This is a genomic window from Aneurinibacillus thermoaerophilus, assembly GCF_900099925.1.
GTDB lineage: Bacteria > Bacillota > Bacilli > Aneurinibacillales > Aneurinibacillaceae > Aneurinibacillus > Aneurinibacillus thermoaerophilus.
On the sequence record NZ_FNDE01000015.1, the window covers coordinates 57116 to 76519 of the forward strand.

18 protein-coding genes are annotated in these 19404 nt (G+C 46.3%); 4 read left to right on the plus strand and 14 right to left on the minus strand.

Annotation, left to right across the window (positions count from 1 at the left end):
* Positions 1–64: 64 nt before the first annotated feature.
* The 6 genes from BLR88_RS09470 to BLR88_RS09495 all read right to left on the minus strand — a co-directional run bounded on the left by BLR88_RS09470 (position 65) and on the right by BLR88_RS09495 (position 4877).
* Positions 65–319, minus strand: coding sequence for a DUF3243 domain-containing protein (locus BLR88_RS09470; RefSeq protein ID WP_057899244.1), 255 nt, complete (start codon positions 317–319; stop codon positions 65–67).
* Positions 320–417: 98 nt separating this feature from the next.
* Positions 418–1152, minus strand: coding sequence for an elongation factor P 5-aminopentanone reductase (gene ymfI, locus BLR88_RS09475; protein ID WP_091260530.1), 735 nt, complete (start codon positions 1150–1152; stop codon positions 418–420).
* A gap of 24 nt (positions 1153–1176) precedes the next feature.
* A complete protein-coding gene (yfmH, locus tag BLR88_RS09480) occupies positions 1177–2466 on the minus strand; it encodes an EF-P 5-aminopentanol modification-associated protein YfmH (protein ID WP_091260532.1) in 1290 nt (429 codons plus the stop codon).
* Complete coding sequence (yfmF, locus tag BLR88_RS09485) at positions 2467–3750, minus strand: EF-P 5-aminopentanol modification-associated protein YfmF (RefSeq protein WP_057899247.1); 1284 nt, start codon at positions 3748–3750, stop codon at positions 2467–2469.
* A 296-nt stretch (positions 3751–4046) separates the two neighbouring features.
* Positions 4047–4316, minus strand: coding sequence for a hypothetical protein (locus tag BLR88_RS09490; RefSeq protein ID WP_091260533.1), 270 nt, complete (start codon positions 4314–4316; stop codon positions 4047–4049).
* Positions 4317–4631: 315 nt separating this feature from the next.
* Complete coding sequence (locus BLR88_RS09495) at positions 4632–4877, minus strand: hypothetical protein (protein WP_091260534.1); 246 nt, start codon at positions 4875–4877, stop codon at positions 4632–4634.
* A gap of 251 nt (positions 4878–5128) precedes the next feature.
* Here BLR88_RS09495 and BLR88_RS09500 point away from each other — a divergent pair, with 251 nt between their 5' ends.
* Positions 5129–5968 (plus strand): serine/threonine protein kinase, encoded by an 840-nt coding sequence (locus BLR88_RS09500; protein ID WP_082706040.1) that lies wholly within the window; start codon positions 5129–5131, stop codon positions 5966–5968.
* Between the two features lie 15 nt (positions 5969–5983).
* On the opposite strand, the gene BLR88_RS09505 is transcribed toward BLR88_RS09500, so the two are convergent.
* Entirely contained in the window at positions 5984–7783 is a 1800-nt protein-coding gene (locus tag BLR88_RS09505) for an ABC transporter ATP-binding protein (RefSeq protein ID WP_281423724.1), read from the minus strand.
* A 243-nt stretch (positions 7784–8026) separates the two neighbouring features.
* A complete protein-coding gene (locus BLR88_RS09510) occupies positions 8027–8905 on the minus strand; it encodes a sulfurtransferase (protein WP_322787664.1) in 879 nt (292 codons plus the stop codon).
* Positions 8906–9195: 290 nt separating this feature from the next.
* Here BLR88_RS09510 and ppdK point away from each other — a divergent pair, with 290 nt between their 5' ends.
* Positions 9196–11862 (plus strand): pyruvate, phosphate dikinase, encoded by a 2667-nt coding sequence (gene ppdK / locus BLR88_RS09515; RefSeq protein ID WP_091260535.1) that lies wholly within the window; start codon positions 9196–9198, stop codon positions 11860–11862.
* A gap of 146 nt (positions 11863–12008) precedes the next feature.
* Positions 12009–13186 (plus strand): IS3 family transposase gene (locus BLR88_RS09520; protein WP_409359893.1). Its coding sequence is split into 2 segments (ribosomal slippage): positions 12009–12285 and positions 12285–13186, totalling 1179 coding nucleotides; the frame shifts between segments, so codons are not numbered across the junction.
* A 79-nt stretch (positions 13187–13265) separates the two neighbouring features.
* Here the strand turns inward: BLR88_RS09520 and BLR88_RS09525 are convergent.
* Positions 13266–13673, minus strand: a complete 408-nt coding sequence (locus BLR88_RS09525; protein WP_057899253.1) for a hypothetical protein — start codon at positions 13671–13673, stop codon at positions 13266–13268.
* 98 nt (positions 13674–13771) lie between these two features.
* Positions 13772–14515, minus strand: a complete 744-nt coding sequence (locus BLR88_RS09530) for a DnaD domain-containing protein (protein WP_057899254.1) — start codon at positions 14513–14515, stop codon at positions 13772–13774.
* 320 nt (positions 14516–14835) lie between these two features.
* On the opposite strand from BLR88_RS09530, the gene BLR88_RS09535 reads away from it, so the two are divergent.
* Positions 14836–15366, plus strand: a complete 531-nt coding sequence (locus BLR88_RS09535) for a hypothetical protein (RefSeq protein WP_057899255.1) — start codon at positions 14836–14838, stop codon at positions 15364–15366.
* An 88-nt stretch (positions 15367–15454) separates the two neighbouring features.
* On the opposite strand, the gene BLR88_RS09540 is transcribed toward BLR88_RS09535, so the two are convergent.
* From BLR88_RS09540 to BLR88_RS09555, 4 genes are all read right to left on the minus strand, one after another.
* Positions 15455–16633: a pyridoxal phosphate-dependent aminotransferase gene (locus BLR88_RS09540; RefSeq protein WP_057899256.1), complete on the minus strand. Its 1179-nt coding sequence runs from the start codon at positions 16631–16633 to the stop codon at positions 15455–15457.
* Between the two features lie 246 nt (positions 16634–16879).
* The gene (locus BLR88_RS09545) at positions 16880–18409 is read right to left on the minus strand and encodes an AAA family ATPase (protein ID WP_057899257.1); all 1530 of its coding nucleotides are present in this window, start codon (positions 18407–18409) and stop codon (positions 16880–16882) included.
* Positions 18402–18923 (minus strand): hypothetical protein, encoded by a 522-nt coding sequence (locus BLR88_RS09550; RefSeq protein ID WP_057899258.1) that lies wholly within the window; start codon positions 18921–18923, stop codon positions 18402–18404. The genes BLR88_RS09545 and BLR88_RS09550 overlap by 8 nt, the downstream gene beginning before the upstream one ends.
* Before the next feature lie 281 nt (positions 18924–19204).
* Positions 19205–19404, minus strand: a 200-nt coding sequence (locus BLR88_RS09555) for a zinc ribbon domain-containing protein (RefSeq protein ID WP_139184954.1), incomplete at its 5' end; no start/stop codon positions are given.

Sequence of the window (19404 nt, forward strand, 5' to 3'; positions counted from 1 at the left end):
GAATAAAAAACAGATAGAAATAGAAAATCCCCTCAACGAAGAGGGGATTAAGATAAAAAATACGTTATTGCTTCCTGTTCTGTACATAATTAATCATAGCGCCCGCCATCGCATGACGCTGCTCTTCCGTACCGGCATCCCACAACTCTTTCAGGAGGCGTTCTTGTTCGTTTTTCGGGTCAACATGATTGGAAAGATATTCGCCGATTTGATATGCTATATTTTCCATTGTTTGTTTTTCCATTCCAGCACTTGCCGCCTGGGTCACGCGTTGCGCCAAAAACGTTTTCCAATCCTGAAAGTTTTCCAAGACTGACATATCGTCTTCCTCCTTCGTTTTGCGTATACAAGGGCATATTTGCCCTTCACGTTTAAGATGCACAGCTTGGGACAGTTTTATGCATAGCTCCTTTCATTTTAGCAATACCATGCCCCGTTCGGGCTAATAACCTGACCGTTGATATACCCAGCTTCATCGCCGACAAGAAACGCGGCAAGCGCGGCGATTTCTTCCGGTGTGCCCATGCGGCCAGCCGGAATCTCTTCTACAATCCCCGCAAGCTCTTCTTCGCTGAACGCACCCGTCATCATTTCCGTGCGAACCATACCGGGAGCGATGCAGTTAACAGTAATCCCTGCAGGCGCCACTTCTTTCGCCAGCGCCTTCGTAAACGAGACGACCGCACCCTTAGCAGTCGAATACAACACTTCAAAACTTGCGCCCGTTATTCCCCAGATAGAAGATATGGTAATAATGCGTCCCCATCCCTGGCGCAGCATATGTGGAAGCGCAAGACGGGCGCAGAAAAACGGCGCCCGTACATGCACATTCATCATCTTCTCCCACTCATCTGGCGTCACATCCTGAATCAGACCGTAAGAACTAAGCCCTGCATTCAATACGAGAACATCTGGTGATTTGAGTATCTGATCAAACAGGTGTTCAACTCCATCTACTGCTGTCAAATCTGCCTGCACAAGCGTTACTTCCACCCCTTCAGCGCGACACTGCTCAGCTACCTGTTCCGCTTCACGCGCTGAAGAATGATAATGCAGCGTAACATTGCAGCCGGCTCGTGCAAGTCTAAGGGCAATCGCAGCTCCAATGCCGCGGCTTGCTCCAGTCACGCACGCCTGCTTGCGTTCTTTCATCATGTTCTTCCTTTCCCGTATATTTTACTGTTTTTCAGGCGATGTCACGATCGATACAGAAAACTGTTCGAAATCAATATGCTCCCTAAAGCGTGCGTTTACATCATCCAGCGTCATCGTTTCTAGCATGTCTGCACGCGCGAATAAATCCGTCCCGGAAAACCGGTATTTTGTAAATGAATTAGCGATAAATTCCACCGAATTCAGCGCACGAAGAAATTCGCCTGTCTTCTTCTTTTTTGAAAGAATAAAAGACTCTTCGGCAATGCCGCGTGCAAGCGCATCGTTCAGCTCGCTTTCAACAATGGAAACAAGCGCATCCGGATCTTTCGTGTCGCCCCCAATAATAGAAAATCCGTACTGCGTCTCACCTGAATAATCGGCGCCAAACCCGCTGTTAATCAGTCCTTGTTCGTATAACTTCTGATACAAATCCGAACTTGGGCTAAAGAGCACATCAAGCAGAATTTCGGTCGCCACTTCCCGTTTTAACAACGCTTCGCCTTCCAGCCCAGCCCTCTTGTCTTTAAAACCGAACAAGCACTTCGCAATGCCAACCGGAAGATGGACTACCGAGCGCTTCTTGGCTACACCTTCCGGCTCTTCTGGATAAAAACGCTCGATCGGAGGTTGCTGACCGTACGTTTTTTGTGCCTGATTCTGTCGCACAAGTTCCATTATTTCCTCCGGGTTTACCGCACCTACAATAAAAAGCAGCATGTTGGACGGATGATAAAACGTCTCATAGCACTCGTACAACATTTCTTTCGTAATTTTGCTAATGGACTCAACCGTGCCTGCGATATCGATTTTCACAGGATGGTCATGATAATAATTTGATATTAGTCCGAAGTATACCCGCCAGTCCGGGTCGTCATCGTACATGCGGATTTCCTGACCGATGATGCCTTTTTCCTTCTCTACACTTTGATCAGTAAAATATGGGCTCTGCACAAAATTCAATAATGTCTCCACATTATGAGACACATCCTGTGTACTGGAAAACAAATAGGCTGTGCGATCAAAGCTGGTGAACGCATTCGCGGACGCCCCGTGCGCGGCAAATTCTGTAAACACATCCCCTTCCTTTTCTTCAAACATTTTGTGCTCAAGGAAATGAGCAATGCCATCCGGCACTTTTACTCTCTCTTTTCCTGGTACACGAAATTCATTGTCGATCGATCCATAACGGGTTGTAAACGTAGCGTACGTTTTGCTGAAGCCTTGCTTAGGCAAAATGTAAACCTCAAGACCGTTATCCAAACGGTCATAATAAATTGTCTCATTCAACCGATCATAATGGCGAGTTTTCATTTACTTCGTCTCCCCCTTTCCACGTAAAAAATAAATGGTATCAATTTCTACCTTTTGTGCTACGCGCGCAATATCTTCTTTCGTCGTACTTTCAATGGCGGCAAGCGTCTCTTCTAACGTACGGTGGCGTCCCGCCAAACGTCCGCTGTAATCCATGCTGGCGATAGCAGAAGCGCTGTCCTGGGTTTCACGCAACTGGTTTGACAGCGTCGCTTTCGTCTGGTTCAGCTCGACGTCCGTAATTTCGCCTTGCTTCATCATTTCCAGCTGCTCTTTAATAATGGCAAGCGCTTTATCATAGTTCGCTGTCTCAATTCCAGACATAATCATGCAAAGCCCTTTTTGTGTCTCTAACTGTGACACTGCATAGTAAGCAAGCGACGCCTTTTCACGCACATTCATAAACAGCTTGGAGTGCGGAAAGCCGCCCAGCACCCCGTTATACATCATCAAATGCACATAATTGTCATCTGCGTAGCTAATCTGAGTGCGCATCCCGATATTAAGCTTGCCTTGCACCACGTTCATTTCTTCTGTTACGATCCGCTCTTCCCGTACCTCTTTTTTGTATGGGGTCGGCGCAAGCTGCTTCACCCTGGAAAGGGTCAGCGGAATGTAGTTCCGTATAAGTCCTACCGCATCCTCCGGATTCACGTCCCCGATAATATACATGTCAATCGGATAAGAAGTAAGCGCCTCTTGGTAAAATCCGTACAAATCTTCCGGAGTGATTCCCGGGATTTGTTCATGAATCCCGTATGCCAGCAACCGATACGGCTCATCTTTGCACATCTCTTCCGTCAACCGCTGGTTGGCATACCGCATTTTATCATCGATGAGCCCTTCAATCCGCTTAGCAAGAGTTTCTTTTTCCAACTCCACTATTTTCTTTGTAAATGCTCCGTTTTCAAGCAACGGACGCGTCAACACTTCCCCCAGGAAACGCATGCCGTCTTCAAGCAATGGTCGGGAATCGGCGAGAAACTTTTCGTTCGCGATTTCAAGGTAAAACTGGAGAATTTGCTTCTCCCCACGCTTCATAACACCCGCACTAAAAATAGCACCGTACAATGAATCCAGATGCCGCTGCAGTTGGGCTGGATTGGGATAGGTTGCTGTCCCGCGCTGGAGCACGTTCGGCAATAATGCTCCCTTTGTAACAAGATCCTCTTGCAGCGGCAATTGAATATGTATAAGAATGGTCGTCGTTTTAAATTTTTCTGTGGGCAATACGTGAATACTAAGCCCGTCTTGCTCGCGACTTACGAACGTTAGTTTGCTCATATCTTCGCTCCTTTCAGCTTTCTTTCTATTGTACCCGATTTAGCAAACGATACCAACAAACGCTTACATATCGGACTCATAGACATGCCTTTCTTCCCTCTGGCTTTCTTCCTCCGTCATCGTATGAAACCGGCCGCATCTTTCCTCAAGACAAAGCATTCCCGTTAAATTACTGTCTCGATAAGGCATCCCATATTCACTTCCGCAATAAGGACATTTCCACATAAAAAAACCCCTTTCTCATCCGGTACTATTCGTAGTCTGTACCTAGAAAGGAGTTTTATGTCCGCTTCACATTATAATTTCCTGCGCCTTTGCTGTGTTTGCTCGATTGCGTTTTTGCCCGTGGAATAAATCCCAACCGCCATCAATCCTGCAATGATTCCTTCCTTGCTTGCTGCAAGCAAATTGTCATCGCCATACAACCAAGCATTCCCCATATTTAAAAGTGTGATTAATATAACGGTGAGAAAAGAACGCAATTTTTTAGGAACTTTTAAGTACTGTGCAACAACGGGAGTTAGCGCCATGCCAAGTGCCGTAATCGCGGTAATGTCGATCTCCATGACCTGTCCCTCCTTCCTTCACCTTTATATTCCATATTATGAAAAAATAGGGGAAAAAGAGACAGGCCATACTGTCTAAAAATAGAATTTTCCGTCTATCTTTATGCTTACAAAAATGCCGTCTAAAAGCCTACCGTTTGAATTGTGGAATAAAAGGCGGTGCTGCTCAACCATCCCTTCATGGGATGACTTAGAGCAACCATTTCCTATAGAATCAAATCCATGAGCGGTGCTCATCCTGCTGGTAGTAGGTCACATGTTCCTTTGAACGTCATGGTATGAGGTTCTGGTATTGTCCAAAACGAACTGTGGACGCTAATGACTTAAGAATCCCACGGCTTCAGCCATGTGGAGTGTCAAAATAAATTGCATCATGAAAATAAAAAAACTCGCAGGCGTTGCCACGATAAGAGAATCTAGCATACGAATCCAACCGTGCGCCGCACACACCCCTGCCTCTGCTTCAATTAAATCCTCTGTCGTATTTAGCAGCCTGGCCAGTTCTTGCACATCAACCCACCCCTTCTCCCAGACAACTTGCAAAAATTCATTACGAAACACAACAAAGCCCCTCCTTCTTTTTCTATTATTGTTATATTTATTATACAAATAGCGTCCCATAGATTTTGTCTAATCTTGTCATGGAAAAAGCAAAAAGTTTTCGTTTTTATCTAGCAAAATGTATCATATTTCCCAGGCATTCCGCGCTGATTGAAACCTGTAAATCCTAATTTACGTATAAACAAGATAGAAAAGCGAAGTACTCTGAACAAACTCCAAAAGTCAAGCTTCAAAAAAAGGGGTATGGAACAGTGAATATAATCAAACGATGGCGGCAACGAATCAAAGAATGGTGGCTGGATCGGCCACACCCGTCCGGCGCTGTTATTAAAGGCAACTATGAAATTATTCATGTGCTGGGGATGGGTAGCTACGGCATTTCCTACCTTGTCTTTGACCATAAAGCAAAAGAAAAGAGAGTGCTGAAGCAGATGCGTCCAAGCCGTCTAAACAGTCCTAAAGGCAAAACGCTGTATGAATATGAAATAAATATGCTTGCCGCGCTGCGCCATCCGCGAATGCCCCGTTTATTTGACTCATTTGAAGAAAACGGACAGCTTTATTACGTAATGAACTATATACAGGGAAAGACACTGGAGGATTTGCTATTTGAGGAAAACCGGAAATTCGGGGAACGTGAAGCTTGGGAAATCATTCTCGAACTTCTCGCGCTTATAAAACACCTGCACGAACGGCGAATCATCCACCGTGACGTACGCATTCCAAATGTCATCTGGAACGACGACGGAATATATCTGCTTGATTTCGGACTTGCCCGCTATCTGGACGACTCCCCTTCTTACCTGGAAACAACGAATGACCATTACTGGCCGGAAAAAAGGCTGAAACGCGAAGTCCACCCACGGAGCGATATATACGCGCTCGGCCATTTTATGCTGTTTATGCTATACAGTACGTATGAAGCCAAAGCAGGAGAGGCGGAGCGAATCTGGGAAGAAGAATTGACGCTTACTCCAGCGACTGTGCGGATTTTGCGGCGAATGCTCCAGCTTGATACGCCGTACGCAACAACGGCAGAACTTGAGCGAGATATTCAAGATTTTTTAGAACAACAGGAAAAAAGGTTCTAACAAAAAAACCGGAGTTCATCCGGTTTGATCAAATTGCTGTTGCACCAGCTTTCTGTAGAATTCGTGAGTTACTAACAGTTCATCGTGAGTACCATGCCCTGTTATCACTCCTTTTTCAAGAACAAAGATCTTGTCTGCATTGCGTACTGTGGATAGACGGTGGGCAATGACCAGCGTGGTTCGACCTTGCATTAACACTCGTAGCGCTTCCTGCACCAACTGCTCAGAAGCACTGTCCAGATGGGCTGTTGCCTCATCAAGGAGCAATATTTCCGGGTCGCGCAATATCGCCCGGGCAATCGCAAGGCGTTGGCGTTGCCCACCCGATAATTTTACTCCTCTTTCTCCGACCTCCGTGTCATATCCCTTCTCCAACGAGCTGATAAACGCGCTCAGATTCGCCTGTTCCACCGCTTCTTTCATTTTTGCTTCGTCAACTTCTTCCAGGCCATACGTCAAATTGTCGCGGATCGTGCCGCCCATCATCGGACTTTCCTGTGACACATACGCAATACGACTTCGCCAATCCTGAATACGTAAGGATGAGAGAGGCATAGAACCATAAAAAATAGTTCCTGCTGACGGCTCATAAAATCTCTCGATCAGCGAGAACAACGTCGTCTTCCCTGCTCCGCTCGGACCGACGAAGGCAGTCATTTGTCCTGCTTCTATCGTCATAGACAAATCACGTAAGATGAACTTGTCCGGAGCATAACCGAAGCTGACTGTATCAAACCGGAGCGACTTTTGCCGATCACTCGCTTGCTCACGCAGCGGTTGCTCGATCACCTGCGGGTGTGACTCCTCTAGTTCTTCCCGTAAAATTTCAATGATCCGTTCAGAAGCCCCCATCGCTTTCTGGAATTGAGTGAAAAACGAAGCCAGTTGCGTGAAAGGAACAACAACTTGAAACATATACAAAATAATCGCTACCAATTCACCGCCGGTTAACGATCCTTCAGCAACCCGCACTCCTCCATAGCCGATCAACATAACAAGCAGAAGCATCATAATACTCATCATTAGAGGTGACAAAATTGCCGTAATCCTGGCTTCCTTCAAACCGTAACGAAACAGATGGGTTATTCTCTTATCCCCCCGCTCTCGTTCCAGCGGTTCTGCCAGAGACGCTTTGACAAGGCGAATTTCCGATAACACGCGGCCAAGATCCCCTTGAAACAGCGCGGTTTCGTCCTGCATCTTCTTGGAAACCCCGAACATTCTGGCACCGATCGGCCATAAAATGAGCAAGGCTACAGGCACAGCGAGCAACATAAACAGCGTGATTTTCCAATCGATCATGAGCAATAAAATGACGGCTCCGATAATGGAAAGGAGTCCGGAAAAGAAGGAAATAACATGAGCTGTAATAAAATCTTTGATGACATTCGTATCGTTGGTAATCCGGCTCATCACTTCCCCTGAAGTATTGCGGTCAAAAAACGAAACAGGTAGCTTCAGCACCCGTTGCCATACCTCACTGCGCAACCGGGCTACGACATATTGACCGACATAAGACATCGTGTAAATCGAACAACCTGACATCAACGCCTGAAATAAAAAGACGCTTATCATTGAAACAATTGTAGTTCCTTGCAGACTTGCTGCTGACAATTGATTCACCATATCCATCGTAAACAAAGGAATAAGCAAGGAAAGAAGCGTCTCCCCGAGACCTAGCACAACAGCAACGATTATAATCCAAAGAGCTGGCCTGTGCTTACTTAATAAAGACCAGAAATCCCCCCATTTGGGCAAACCCATTCTTTTACCCTGAACAGCTTCAGGATTGGCTAACTTGTTCGAGTTCCTCATTCGATTTCTCCCTCTCGTTCAACAGAAATTTCTTTCCTTTCAAACAAACTCGTAATCAATGGTTCGTATGTCATCTCTTTCTAACTCCTTGCTTACCAAAAATTATAGCCCCTGACGTAACGTCAAGGGCAAGCTTTTTATCTTATCGTTATTTATAATTGCCGAGCGAAGATTTCGTTCGGATGATTGGCGTCGCTTGAATCGAATAAAGATCTGTACTCAGAGTGCCCGTCTCCTGATTTTTCATCCGTTGCCCGTAGCTACCGGGTTGTCGGGGTAAGAAATCCAATCGCTCCAGCTGCCAGCATACAGCTTGGCATTTTCGTATCCTAAACGTTCAAGCGCAAACAAATTCGCGCAGGCGGTGACACCTGAACCACAGTAGACAATCACTTCCCGATCCCGTGGCAATTCGGAAAAATGCTCACGCAACACTTTCTCATCCTTCCATTTCCCGGTTTCGTCAACAACACACTGCCACTCATAATTCACTGCGCCCGGAATATGGCCGCCAACCGGATCTATCGTTTCCACTTCCCCGGTATAACGGTTATGTGCTCGTGAATCAACCAAGAGAGCTTGCCCGCCCTTTACATGGCGACGCACATCGTCCACATTGCGAAGCAAATCCTTCCTGACGCGGGGTACGTATGTAGCAGAACTACGCTTCGGCATTTCCGCGGTTACTGGATACCCTGCTGCTTTCCACGCCGGAAATCCGCCGTTAAGAAGCGCCAGCTTTTCATGCCCAACATAGCGCAATACCCAGTATGCACGAGCAGCCATCACCCCTTGTTGCTCATCGTACAACACAATCGCTGTATCATTGTCTATCCCTACTTGGCCAAGCTTAGTCGCGAACACGTCCGCATCCGGCCAGGGATGACGTCCACCGTGTACAGCTTTCGGCGCTGATAAATCCTGTTCCAGATCGAAATAAATCGCACCCGGAATGTGTTCAGTTTTATATCCGTCCCTTCCTTTCTCTGGCTGTCCCAGCACAAATCGACAGTCCACCACCGCCAGCTTTTCATCATGCAAATGTTCTGCTAACCACGAAACAGAAACTACCATGTCCACCGTATCCTTCACTCTCCCCTGAATTTCTGTACGATCATGCACCGCTTTTGGCAGGAATTTTTTTGTCTGTCTCGAAGTGAATTATGTATATCGGACAAGCCTTCTGCTGACAAGAAGCTCAGGTTTTAATTTTCTGAAAAATAAGCATTATTTTATAAAGAACGATTTGAATTCGTCGCTTTATATCGTAGCAAATGCCTGAAAATAAAGTCAATATTTGTTCACAAGTCATGGCGTATTCGCTATGATACGTAATTATAATAGTGTAAAAAGGAAGCAAAATGTACAAATTGGCTACTTGAATCGGAGGTGCCCGCCACTTAAAGGCGACAATGATGAGTAAAAAATACGTCTACTTGTTTCACGAAGGCAATGCAACAATGAATGATCTTCTCGGAAGGAAAGGAGCCAATCTGGCCGAAATGACCGGGCTTGGGCTCCCCGTCCCTCCGGGTTTCACCATTACAACAAGCGCCTGCCGTCGCTTTTATGAGGAAGGAAAAAACATCCATCCAGAGATTGAACAGGAAATCTATTGGGCGCTGCATACGCTTGAAGAAACAGCAGGCAAGCGCTTCGGTCATCCGAGTAGCCCGCTGCTCGTATCGGTCCGTTCCGGCTCATCCATTTCCATGCCCGGTATGATGGATACCATCCTCAATCTCGGTCTAAACGATTATACGGTCGCCGCTCTGGCAGCGCATAAGGAAAATAAGCGTTTCGCTTATGATTCCTATCGCCGGTTTATTCAAATGTTTAGCTCCATCGTCCTGGGCGTGGATGAAAGACAATTCGAAGACGAACTGGAACGAATAAAAAAACAGGCAGGCGTAGAGCAGGATTCACAATTAAGCTGCGACCATCTTCTTGATTTGATTCTCATTTTCAAAGAAATTGTTTTCAAAGAAACAGGACATAAATTCCCGCAAGACCCAAAACAGCAACTTATCACCGCCATCGGCGCAGTATTCGATTCCTGGTACAACCAGCGCGCGATGATTTACCGACGAATTCAAAAAATTCCGGAATATATTGGAACGGCCGTTACCATTCAACAAATGGTGTTCGGCAATCTGGGGCCAAACTCCGGTACAGGCATCGCGTTTACCCGTCACCCTTCCACCGGAGAAAACGAACTGTTCGGCGAATTCATGTTTAACGCGCAAGGCGAGGATATTGTGGCTGGCATCCGCACACCACAGCAGCTAACCGTCCTCCAGGAGCGGCTGCCCGAAACATTCGAGCAATTCAAAGAAATTGCCTATAACCTTGAGAAACACTATCGTGACGTGCAGGATATCGAATTTACGGTAGAAGAAGGCAAGCTGTACATCCTGCAGACCCGTTCCGCCAAACGAACCGCCGAAGCAAATATTAAAATCGCAGTCGATATGGCAAATGAAGGGCTTATCACGCGTGAAGAAGCCATTATGCGAGTTGACCCAGCATCGCTTGCACCGCTCATGCAGTACACAATCGATCCGAATGCCGAACTTAACATTATCGGCAAAGGGCTCGATGCCAGTTCCGGAGCGGCCACGGGAATTATTGTGTTTGATGCGGAAGAAGCGGAGCGGCAGCACCGTACCGGTCATTCTGTCATTCTTGTCCGTCAGGAAACGACCCCAGAAGATATTCATGGCATCCTCGCCAGCGCTGGCGTGCTGACAACGCGCGGCGGCGTAACCAGTCACGCGGCGGTTGTAGCACGCGATTTGGGCACGCCTTCGGTCGTCGGCTGCGAATCGTTTACCGTTGATATGGAACGGCGCGAGCTTCACACCGGAACCGTTATCCTCAAAGAAGGTGACGTCATTACCATCTGCGGCTCCACCGGGCGTGTCATCCTCGGGGAAGTTCCGCTGGTACCACCAAAATTCTCGAAAGAATTCTGCACCCTTCTCGAATGGACCAATGAATATAAAACGCTTGCTGTCTACAGCAGCGTCAATACGCCACAGGAAGCCAAACTGGCGCGCAAAATGGGCGCTGAAGGAGTCGGACTCTGCCGCACGGAATTAATGTTTATGGACCCGGAACGCCTGCCACGGGTTACTCGGATGATTCTTGCCCGCACTTCGCGCGAGCGTAAAAAAGCGCTACAGCAACTGATTCCGCTACAAAAATCGGATTTCATCGGCATTTTTCGGGCGATGGAAGGCAAGCAAGTTACAATACGTCTCATTGACCCGCCGCTGCACGAGTTCTTGCCGCATCCGACAACCGTTGCGCTCGAAATCGAACGGGCGCGCCTAGCAGGTGATGAAGAACTGCTCGCCGAAAAAGAAGCGCTACAGCAACGGATCGAAATGCTGCACGAACTGAATCCTTCATTTGGGCACCGTGGTTGCCGAATCGGCATCACGTATCCGGAAATTTACGAAGTCCAGACCCGTGCCATTGCGGAAGCGGCGCTTGAACTGAAAGCGGAAGGCATGACCGTTTACCCGAACATTATCGTGCCTCTTGTAAGTGACTGGCGCGAAATGAAAGCTGTACGCGAAACCGTGGAAGAAACGCTCGAACAGGTATTCAGCGTCTACCGCGATCGAATCGATATTCCGATCGGAGCGTTTATTGAGTTGCCGCGCGCTTGCATAACCGCTGATAAAATGGTTGAATACGCTGACTTTATTACCTTCGGCACAAATGATTTGACGCAGTCTACTTACGGATTCAGCCGCGACGATGCAGAAGGCAAATATCTAGCTCACTATCTGGATCACAATATTTTGCCAGAAAATCCGTTCGTGTATCTTGACGAAGAAGGCGTAGGCAAGCTGATTGAAATTGCCATTGCAAAGGGCCGGAAACGTAAACCAAATCTGCCCATCGGCGTGTGCGGCGAGCACACTAGTGAAAAACATTCTGTACTGTTCCTTCAGAACGTTGGCATAAACTTTATTTCCTCACTCCTGCCACGTGTTCCCGCCGCGCGCATCGCTGCTGCCCAGGCTGCCATTCGTATGCGCCGACAACAAGCAATCAATGGCAACTAATTCATGAGAAAAACTCGTGGGCATGCCACGGGCAAAAGAAAAAACCCGGATTCTGACTAAACTCTGATATTATCCCCTTGTGGTTGACAGTGTAAAAAAGCCCTGTGTTACAATGGATTTTCACTGTTAACTGGAGGGGATTTTTTATGGCTAAAAAGGGACAGAAGTTTCAACACTACACACCGGAGCTTAAGGCGGAAGCGGTTCGACTGTATGAAGAAGAGGGAATGAGTTATCAAGCAGTGGCAGAGCGACTGGAGATTCGAAGCAATACACAGGTGAAGCGATGGGTGAAAAAGTACCGCAACGGAGAAGATTTTAAAGATAAAAGAGGGGAATCAACAGCCTGGAGAAAAGGACGACCAAAGACGAAGTTTAAAAGTGTAGAGGAAGAACTGGCGTATGTGAAAGCGGAGCGTGATTACCTAAAAAAGCGATATCCAAATCTACACAAGGAGTGATTCCAAAAGAGAAGCGATTTGAAATCATCCATACCCTGCGCTCTACCTACCGTTTATGTTGGTTGCTTGAGATTGCAAAGGTATCCCGTCAGGGATACCATAAATGGCTGAAACCAGGGGAACATAAAGCGAGACGTAAACAGTTAGAAGAGGAGCTCAAGGCGCACATCATAGCCATATATACCATATGTCCGTTTTATGGCTATCCACGTATGACCGTTGCTTTACGAAAAGAAGGATACGATGTCAATCACAAACGTGTCTACCGCTTAATGAAAGATCTCGACCTTCGGTCGGTGATCCGTAAGAAGAGACGTTTCTTTGGCAAACAACCATCCGTAGTGTACCCAAACCTTCTTGCACGCCAGTTTAAGGCAGAAGCACCAAATCAAAAATGGGTAACCGACATTACGTATCTTCCTTTCCAAAACCAGTTTCTTTACTTGTCTGCCATACAGGATTTATATAGTAACGAAATTGTTGCCTATCATATTTCCGAACGAAATGACCTCAAGCTTGTCCTGGATACATTGGATAAAGCAAAAAGAAAAAGAAACGTGACTGGAACCATGATCCACTCCGATCAAGGATTCCAATACACGTCTCGTTCGTACAACAGACGAATCGAGCAGTGGGGCATGGTGGGCAGCCACTCTCGCAAAGGAAACTGCCTAGACAACGCCTGCATCGAATCGTTCTTTTCGCATCTCAAAACAGAAAAGTTGTACATGGATAAGTGTACGTCAATGGACGAACTTCATCAAGCCATTGGGCAATATATGACTTTTTACAACAGTGAACGGTTCCAGAAAAAACTCGGCTATCTGTCGCCGATCGAATATCGGGAAAAAATGGACGCATAAAAATATAGGCTTTTTTAACACTGTCTACTTGACAGGGGTAAGACCACTCGGTCGATGAATTCCGGGTTTTTACATTTCTCTATTCTAACGGCGCTAATTCAAAACCTTCTTCAAACAATTGATAATAACGGATTTCCGGAAACGACACATCAGTATGTGTATAATAGCGCGTATCAATCACAATCCGCCCATCTTCCGGAAACTCTAAGTTGTCAAAATACGGCTTAGCTGCTACCAGTCGCCTCTGAATCTCCGCCCATGATTCGAACTGCCAGCAAATCTCCAGCTTATCATTGAACAGGCTAAAATGAACACCTGTTTCGGTAATAAACGGCATCACTTTTGTATGCATAATATCACCGTTCCAGACGATCATATCACCATTTTTCAACAGAATGCCCCGTGCATATTTTTCCTCACGATAAATATTTTTCACGTCACGCCGCGTCGGATTTGTATATAAAAACAAATCATCCAGGTTGCTCATTCGTCCGCCTCCCACATCGTTTCCAAATATGTATGACATCGACCGTTCTTTACTAAATAAAAATCAGTGGAAAATCATCGTTAATTAACCGCTCTCATCTATGAATCATTTTCTTCTTCCAACCAGTTGTAAAAAGAAAATTCCTGCGGCAACGCGTCCGCGGTCGCCCCCGATATACCTTGTTGTAAAACAGTTCCAGAACGTTCGCCGCGATGCTGGTGCTTGCGGAACTTAAGGCTGTACTCGCGCGCCTGCTGTGGCGTCCGTATGTTGTTACGGTGCCATTCAAATAAAATCCGGTCAATATAACGGAAAAACAGTTTGCCGGAAATAACCGCTTCTCGAAGCGCCGCCATAATAAGCGCTTCACTATACCCATCCTGATCAAGCCACATCGCCAAATTCTCGCATTCAATCGGCGACAGGGGCCGCCCAAATTCCTCTTCGAAAATCGCGTACAAATTTTTAATATCTCTGCGTTCTTGCTTTTCTCTATCTGTCTGTCCTTTCTCTAGACAGGCGGCAATTTTTTTATATAAAGGCGTAAAACAGTACCATTCAGAACGCACCCCAGTTACAGGATCGACCGTTTCCTCAATTGAAAGATATCCCTGTTGCACCAGACGCTGCAGCATTTTGATAATGACTGAGGCGTCAGCGGACATTCTCTCCTCTAGTTCACCAATCGTCGGAAATGGTTTACCTTCTGCCTTAAAGCCAAGGAGATGAATAACTAGCATCATCTCCTCATCAGAAAGACCGAGCTTCCGGTAATTTTGCAAAACCAGATTGGAAAGCGAAGTCGTACCAGCCGCAAGCATCCTCGCTATGACATCACTCATTGAAATCCACCTCTCATGTATGAACGATTATAGCAGGACTGGCGCGACAAGTTTAGTCTTGCAAAAGTTTTGTTTTTCGCTTATGGGTAGAGTCGGTTCAAAAGACGCTGTCTTTCCTCCTTTGCCGTAAGAATTTCCTTTATTCTCTCGGCCTTAAGGCGGAGGAAAAAATAAAAATAACCTGTTACAATAACTATATCATAAGTATTTCCAGAGAAAGTATAGCGCAGAAAAAGGGGAAATGCAGCATGAAAACAATAAACCGGTGGTAAAAGTTAAGTGACATTTGACATTTCATTTAGAAAGTAGGAGATGCAGCGATGAAACTTTCTACGAAGCTGTTGGCCTTCATGCTAGGGATTTGCGTGCTCGGTACGGCAAGCGCCCTTGCCATCATACAACCGGACGTGCGCGCAGATGACATTCCCTCATCTCAACCAACCGGGCAACAGACTACTCCGGTCTCTGTCGTTTCCGCTGAAGAAGCAAAAGAGAAAAACGTATACACCAATGAAGAGATGGGCTTTTCGCTTCATATGCCTGCTTCATGGGAAGGAAAGTATCGCACAGAACAAACGGATAAAAACTGGGATGGATTTCCGGCTGTCATTTTTTCGGATACCAAGCACTCATTTGAATTATTAGAAATTGTAAAAATTCCCGAGAAAGTATGGAATAGCGAAGACTATAACGAGTCCCTTTATTTAAAATTGGCCAAACGGGACAGCACAGTGTATGCAGCCTTGTTTCCATCTGAAACGCTTTTTGTGGGCGATCAGGAAGTAACAGAAATTTCCGATATGTTAAATGATATGTACGCCCAAATTAAAACTTCATTCAAACTGCTATAAATCCAAAAGCGGAGGGTTTTCTGCCCGCCGCTTTTTTTCTCAAAAAAAGCCCGGAGACTGCCGTAACAGTCGGCTCCGAGCTTTTTGCTTACCTGCCTTCTACAAATTTTTTGATGCGGGCAATGCCTTTTTCCAATTGCTCCAAAGAAGTGGCATAAGAAATACGGATATGATTCGGCGCGCCAAAACCGGAACCCGGAATAAGGGCTACGTACTCTTTTTCAAGCAACGCCTGCGCCCATTCGTCCACATCGTTATATCCGCCTTTTCTCATGGCTTCGCTTACGTTCGCAAAAAGATAAAAAGCGCCTTTCGGCTCCACACAATGAATGCCGTCGATTTCGTTCATCAGTTTGACAACCGCTTTGCGGCGCTTGTCAAACTCCGCTTTCATCATTTCAAGCGGCTCCTGCGTTCCTGTGAGCGCTGCTAATGCACCATACTGCGCAAATGTTGTCGGATTGGATGTACTGTGGCTGGAGAGATTCGCCATCGCTTTGATGATTTCTTCGTTTCCTGCGGCATAACCGATGCGCCAGCCGGTCATGGAATACGGTTTAGACATACCATTGATCACAATCGTCAGCTCATACGCTTCCGGACTCAGGCTTGCAATACTTACATGTTCTTCTCCGTCATAAATAAGTTTTTCGTATATTTCATCGGATACGATGAGAATTTTCTTTTCAATGCATACTTGCGCGAGCGCCTCCAGTTCCTCGCGAGCATAAACGCTTCCGGTCGGGTTGCTCGGAGAGTTAAGAATAACTGCGCGCGTTTTATCTGTGATCGCCTGGCGCAACTGTTCCGGCGTAATTTTAAATTCATTTTCCTCTTTTCCTTCTACGAATACCGGAACCCCATCAGCAAGCGTAATCATTTCCGGATAGCTCACCCAGTATGGAATCGGGACAATAACTTCGTCGCCCGGGTCAACAATTGCTTGAAATAAGTTATATAAAGCATGCTTTGCACCATTGCATACGACAATTTGTGATGGTTTGTATGTAAGATGATTATCGCGTTTTAACTTTTCACAAATTGCTTTTTTCAACTCTGGAATGCCGGCAGCGGCCGTATATTTCGTCTGTCCTTCTTCCATCGCCTGTACAGCAGCATCGATAATATGCTTTGGTGTATTAAAATCCGGTTCGCCTGCTCCCAAGCCAACCACGTCATACCCCTGACTCCGCAATTCCTTCGCTTTAGCGGTGATGGCGAGCGTCTTAGATGGCGTAATTTGCGCCACGCGCTTCGCTACTTTCATAAATAAACCCTCCTCTACTGCCACAACAAAATATGCAACAATTTTATTTTTTCAATACCTTTTCATTGTAACTCTCTTGCAGAAAAATACAAGTAGTAAGAGAGACTTGTAGACACTACTCATTTCTTCTTTTCCTGCTCATGTAGCAGAAACAACCGTTTTGTGTCACAGCAGGCTGACCCGTAAAACATCTGAACCAGCAAAGAAAAAAGGCTAATCCGATTGAATTAGCCTTTCTTCTTTGTTCTATGCCTTAAGGCGGTGAGCCTCCAATTCCTCGATTTTATTTTGTTTCGGCAAGGCGCGCGCTTCTTCGAGCATCGCGCGAAATTGATCACCGTTAAGCACTTCCTCGCGCAGTAAATGATGTAGCGCATGAGAAAAGACCGGGAAATAATCGCTCAAAATTTGGCGCGTACGCTCTAATAAATCATTCAAGATGCGCTGACGCTCTTCATGCAGCGCCTCTTTGCTGACCATCTCCATTTTTACAATGCCAAGCTCCGACAAGCCACTGTCAATAATTGTGTTCACCAAACGAAGCGCCTGTTCAAAATCGTTACGGGAACCGGTGCTACGGCCGCCGTAAATCATCTCTTCCGCCACCGCGCCACCGAGCGCAATCATAATCTGTTGTTCAAGGTTCTCCAAGGTGTACAGGTAGCGATCCTGCTGCGGACTTTGGCGCACATATCCCAGCGCTTGGCCGCGCGGACGCAGAGATACCTGGGACACGGATAACGGACGAACAACTTCGGAGACAATCGCATGTCCGAGCTCATGGTTGGCCACACGTTCCCGTTCTTCCGCAGTTGATTCTCTGTCCGTCTGTTCACCCATCATTACCTTATCAATTGCCTGAGCAAAGTGACGCTGCGTAATTACTTTGCTTTTCTCACGGAATGCATAAATCGCCGCTTCATTGGTTACACTTTCTAACTGAGCACCGGAAAAATTAAACGTATCGCGTGCGATCGCTTCAATATCCACATCGTCTGCGAGCGGCTTATTTTTCACATGAATCTCGAGAATTTGCTTACGCGCTTTCATATCCGGAAGATCGACTACAATTTGCCGGTCGAAACGTCCCGGGCGCAAAAGCGCGTCATCTAGCATGTCCACCCGGTTGGTAGCCGCAATCATCAGAATGCGTGGATTTTCAGAAGTCGTAATACCATCCATCTCTGTTAATAACTGGTTAAGCGTCTGGTCATATTCGCGATGCTGGTTCCCTTCGCGTTTCCCGCCCAGCACGTCAATCTCGTCGATAAAAATAATCGCGCTGTCCTGATTATTCTTTTCGGCTTTTTGCTTTGCCTCTTTAAACAAATCGCGAATGCGCTGCGCGCCGACTCCGACGTACATTTCAACGAACTGGGAGCCGGAAGCCGCGACGAACGCAGAGTTCGTATAATTCGCTGCCGCTTTGGCCATCAACGTTTTCCCGGTGCCTGGAGGTCCGGTCAAAAGTATGCCTTTCAGCGGACGAATTCCGTATTCTTTTAACGCATCTTTGTGAATCAGGAAATCAAGCGCCTCCATCAACTCTTTCTTCGCGCGCTCCTGTCCGCCGATTTGCTTAAATTTTACTGTCGTTTTTGGCGTATCCAGCGCGCTTTTCTTCTGTGCAATAGGCATGCCGCCTTGTCTCATTATCAGAAACGCAATAAAACTAATAACCATCGCTACAATAATTAACGGAGCTACATTGATACCAAGAAATACAAGAAACACGATGATAACCGGTACCGCACCGATGATGATCTCTTTAACCATTCCGGCTCACCTCTCGCTCGCGCGGCAATACCGCATAATACGGACCTTTGCCGTCATTCAAATAAATGTACACATTCTGCTCGTCCATATAAGAAGTTGCATTCTTTAAACGATGCTTTTTTTTCATTTCTTCAAGCGCGATGGGAATTTTTGAATATGTGTGAAGTTCCATCGCCTCCGCAACGGCAAAAGCGTTCTCCTCCCAAATCTTCTGCAAGGAAATATTTGGAGAATAACATTCTATTTTTACCGTTTTTCCGTTTGCCTTATCCGATGCAATTTTCTTTATCGTTTTATAATCTTCGGCAAACTTCTCCGGATCATTAAACGAAACATTAAGGGTAATGGCATCACGGCCGACAGTAATGTTGTTTAGCTTTACGCTTTGCATTGCTGCAATTTCATTGGAGATTGGTTTTTTCACAAATTGATTTTGAAAGACATACCAACCCCCAAATAACAGCAAGCTGCTCACTAAAACGGATAAAAAGATGGGTAATGCACGTACCTTCATTCCCTACCCACCCCTTTCTACAGAAGTGATATATACTTTGTATATCACGTAGTATATCACAAATATATCCCCATTTGGACAAGCTTTTTTTTCCGGAATAATGATGAACCTCCCCCATTTACCATAGGTTGAAGTGGGGGTTTCTGAACTATCCACCTCGATAGAACAGGCGATCAGCGGGTTGTCGCTGATCTCACAGACACGTGCCGTCTGCGAGGGGAATCATTCAGCAACACACCCTTACGGGCGTGGGTCGGAACAAACCATCTACTACTTCTCGCTTAGGCGATCCGTAGATACGTGGGTTTCTGAATTTCAAACGGCAAGGACTGAATCTGATTTTCATACAACACTTTGGACAGTAGATTCGCCGCACCGTGAATGTCCCGATGTTGGGTATAGCCGCACGAACAGCGATACATACGCCCACGCACGTTCTTTTTCGCCCCGCAAACCGGACAGGTTTGCGATGTATAACGTT

What these genes read in the sequence shown, in the direction of transcription:
- ppdK (WP_091260535.1), top strand. Translation starts at nt 9,196, where the DNA reads ATGATGAGTAAAAAATACGTCTACTTGTTTCACGAAGGCAATGCAACA.
- BLR88_RS09530 (WP_057899254.1), bottom strand. Translation starts at nt 14,515, where the DNA reads ATGAGTGATGTCATAGCGAGGATGCTTGCGGCTGGTACGACTTCGCTT.
- yfmH (WP_091260532.1), bottom strand. Translation starts at nt 2,466, where the DNA reads ATGAAAACTCGCCATTATGATCGGTTGAATGAGACAATTTATTATGAC.
- BLR88_RS09490 (WP_091260533.1), bottom strand. Translation starts at nt 4,316, where the DNA reads ATGGAGATCGACATTACCGCGATTACGGCACTTGGCATGGCGCTAACT.
- BLR88_RS09470 (WP_057899244.1), bottom strand. Translation starts at nt 319, where the DNA reads ATGTCAGTCTTGGAAAACTTTCAGGATTGGAAAACGTTTTTGGCGCAA.
- yfmF (WP_057899247.1), bottom strand. Translation starts at nt 3,750, where the DNA reads ATGAGCAAACTAACGTTCGTAAGTCGCGAGCAAGACGGGCTTAGTATT.
- BLR88_RS09525 (WP_057899253.1), bottom strand. Translation starts at nt 13,673, where the DNA reads ATGAGCAACCTGGATGATTTGTTTTTATATACAAATCCGACGCGGCGT.
- BLR88_RS09545 (WP_057899257.1), bottom strand. Translation starts at nt 18,409, where the DNA reads ATGGTTAAAGAGATCATCATCGGTGCGGTACCGGTTATCATCGTGTTT.
- ymfI (WP_091260530.1), bottom strand. Translation starts at nt 1,152, where the DNA reads ATGAAAGAACGCAAGCAGGCGTGCGTGACTGGAGCAAGCCGCGGCATT.
- BLR88_RS09540 (WP_057899256.1), bottom strand. Translation starts at nt 16,633, where the DNA reads ATGAAAGTAGCGAAGCGCGTGGCGCAAATTACGCCATCTAAGACGCTC.
- BLR88_RS09535 (WP_057899255.1), top strand. Translation starts at nt 14,836, where the DNA reads ATGAAACTTTCTACGAAGCTGTTGGCCTTCATGCTAGGGATTTGCGTG.
- BLR88_RS09505 (WP_281423724.1), bottom strand. Translation starts at nt 7,783, where the DNA reads ATGAGGAACTCGAACAAGTTAGCCAATCCTGAAGCTGTTCAGGGTAAA.
- BLR88_RS09550 (WP_057899258.1), bottom strand. Translation starts at nt 18,923, where the DNA reads ATGAAGGTACGTGCATTACCCATCTTTTTATCCGTTTTAGTGAGCAGC.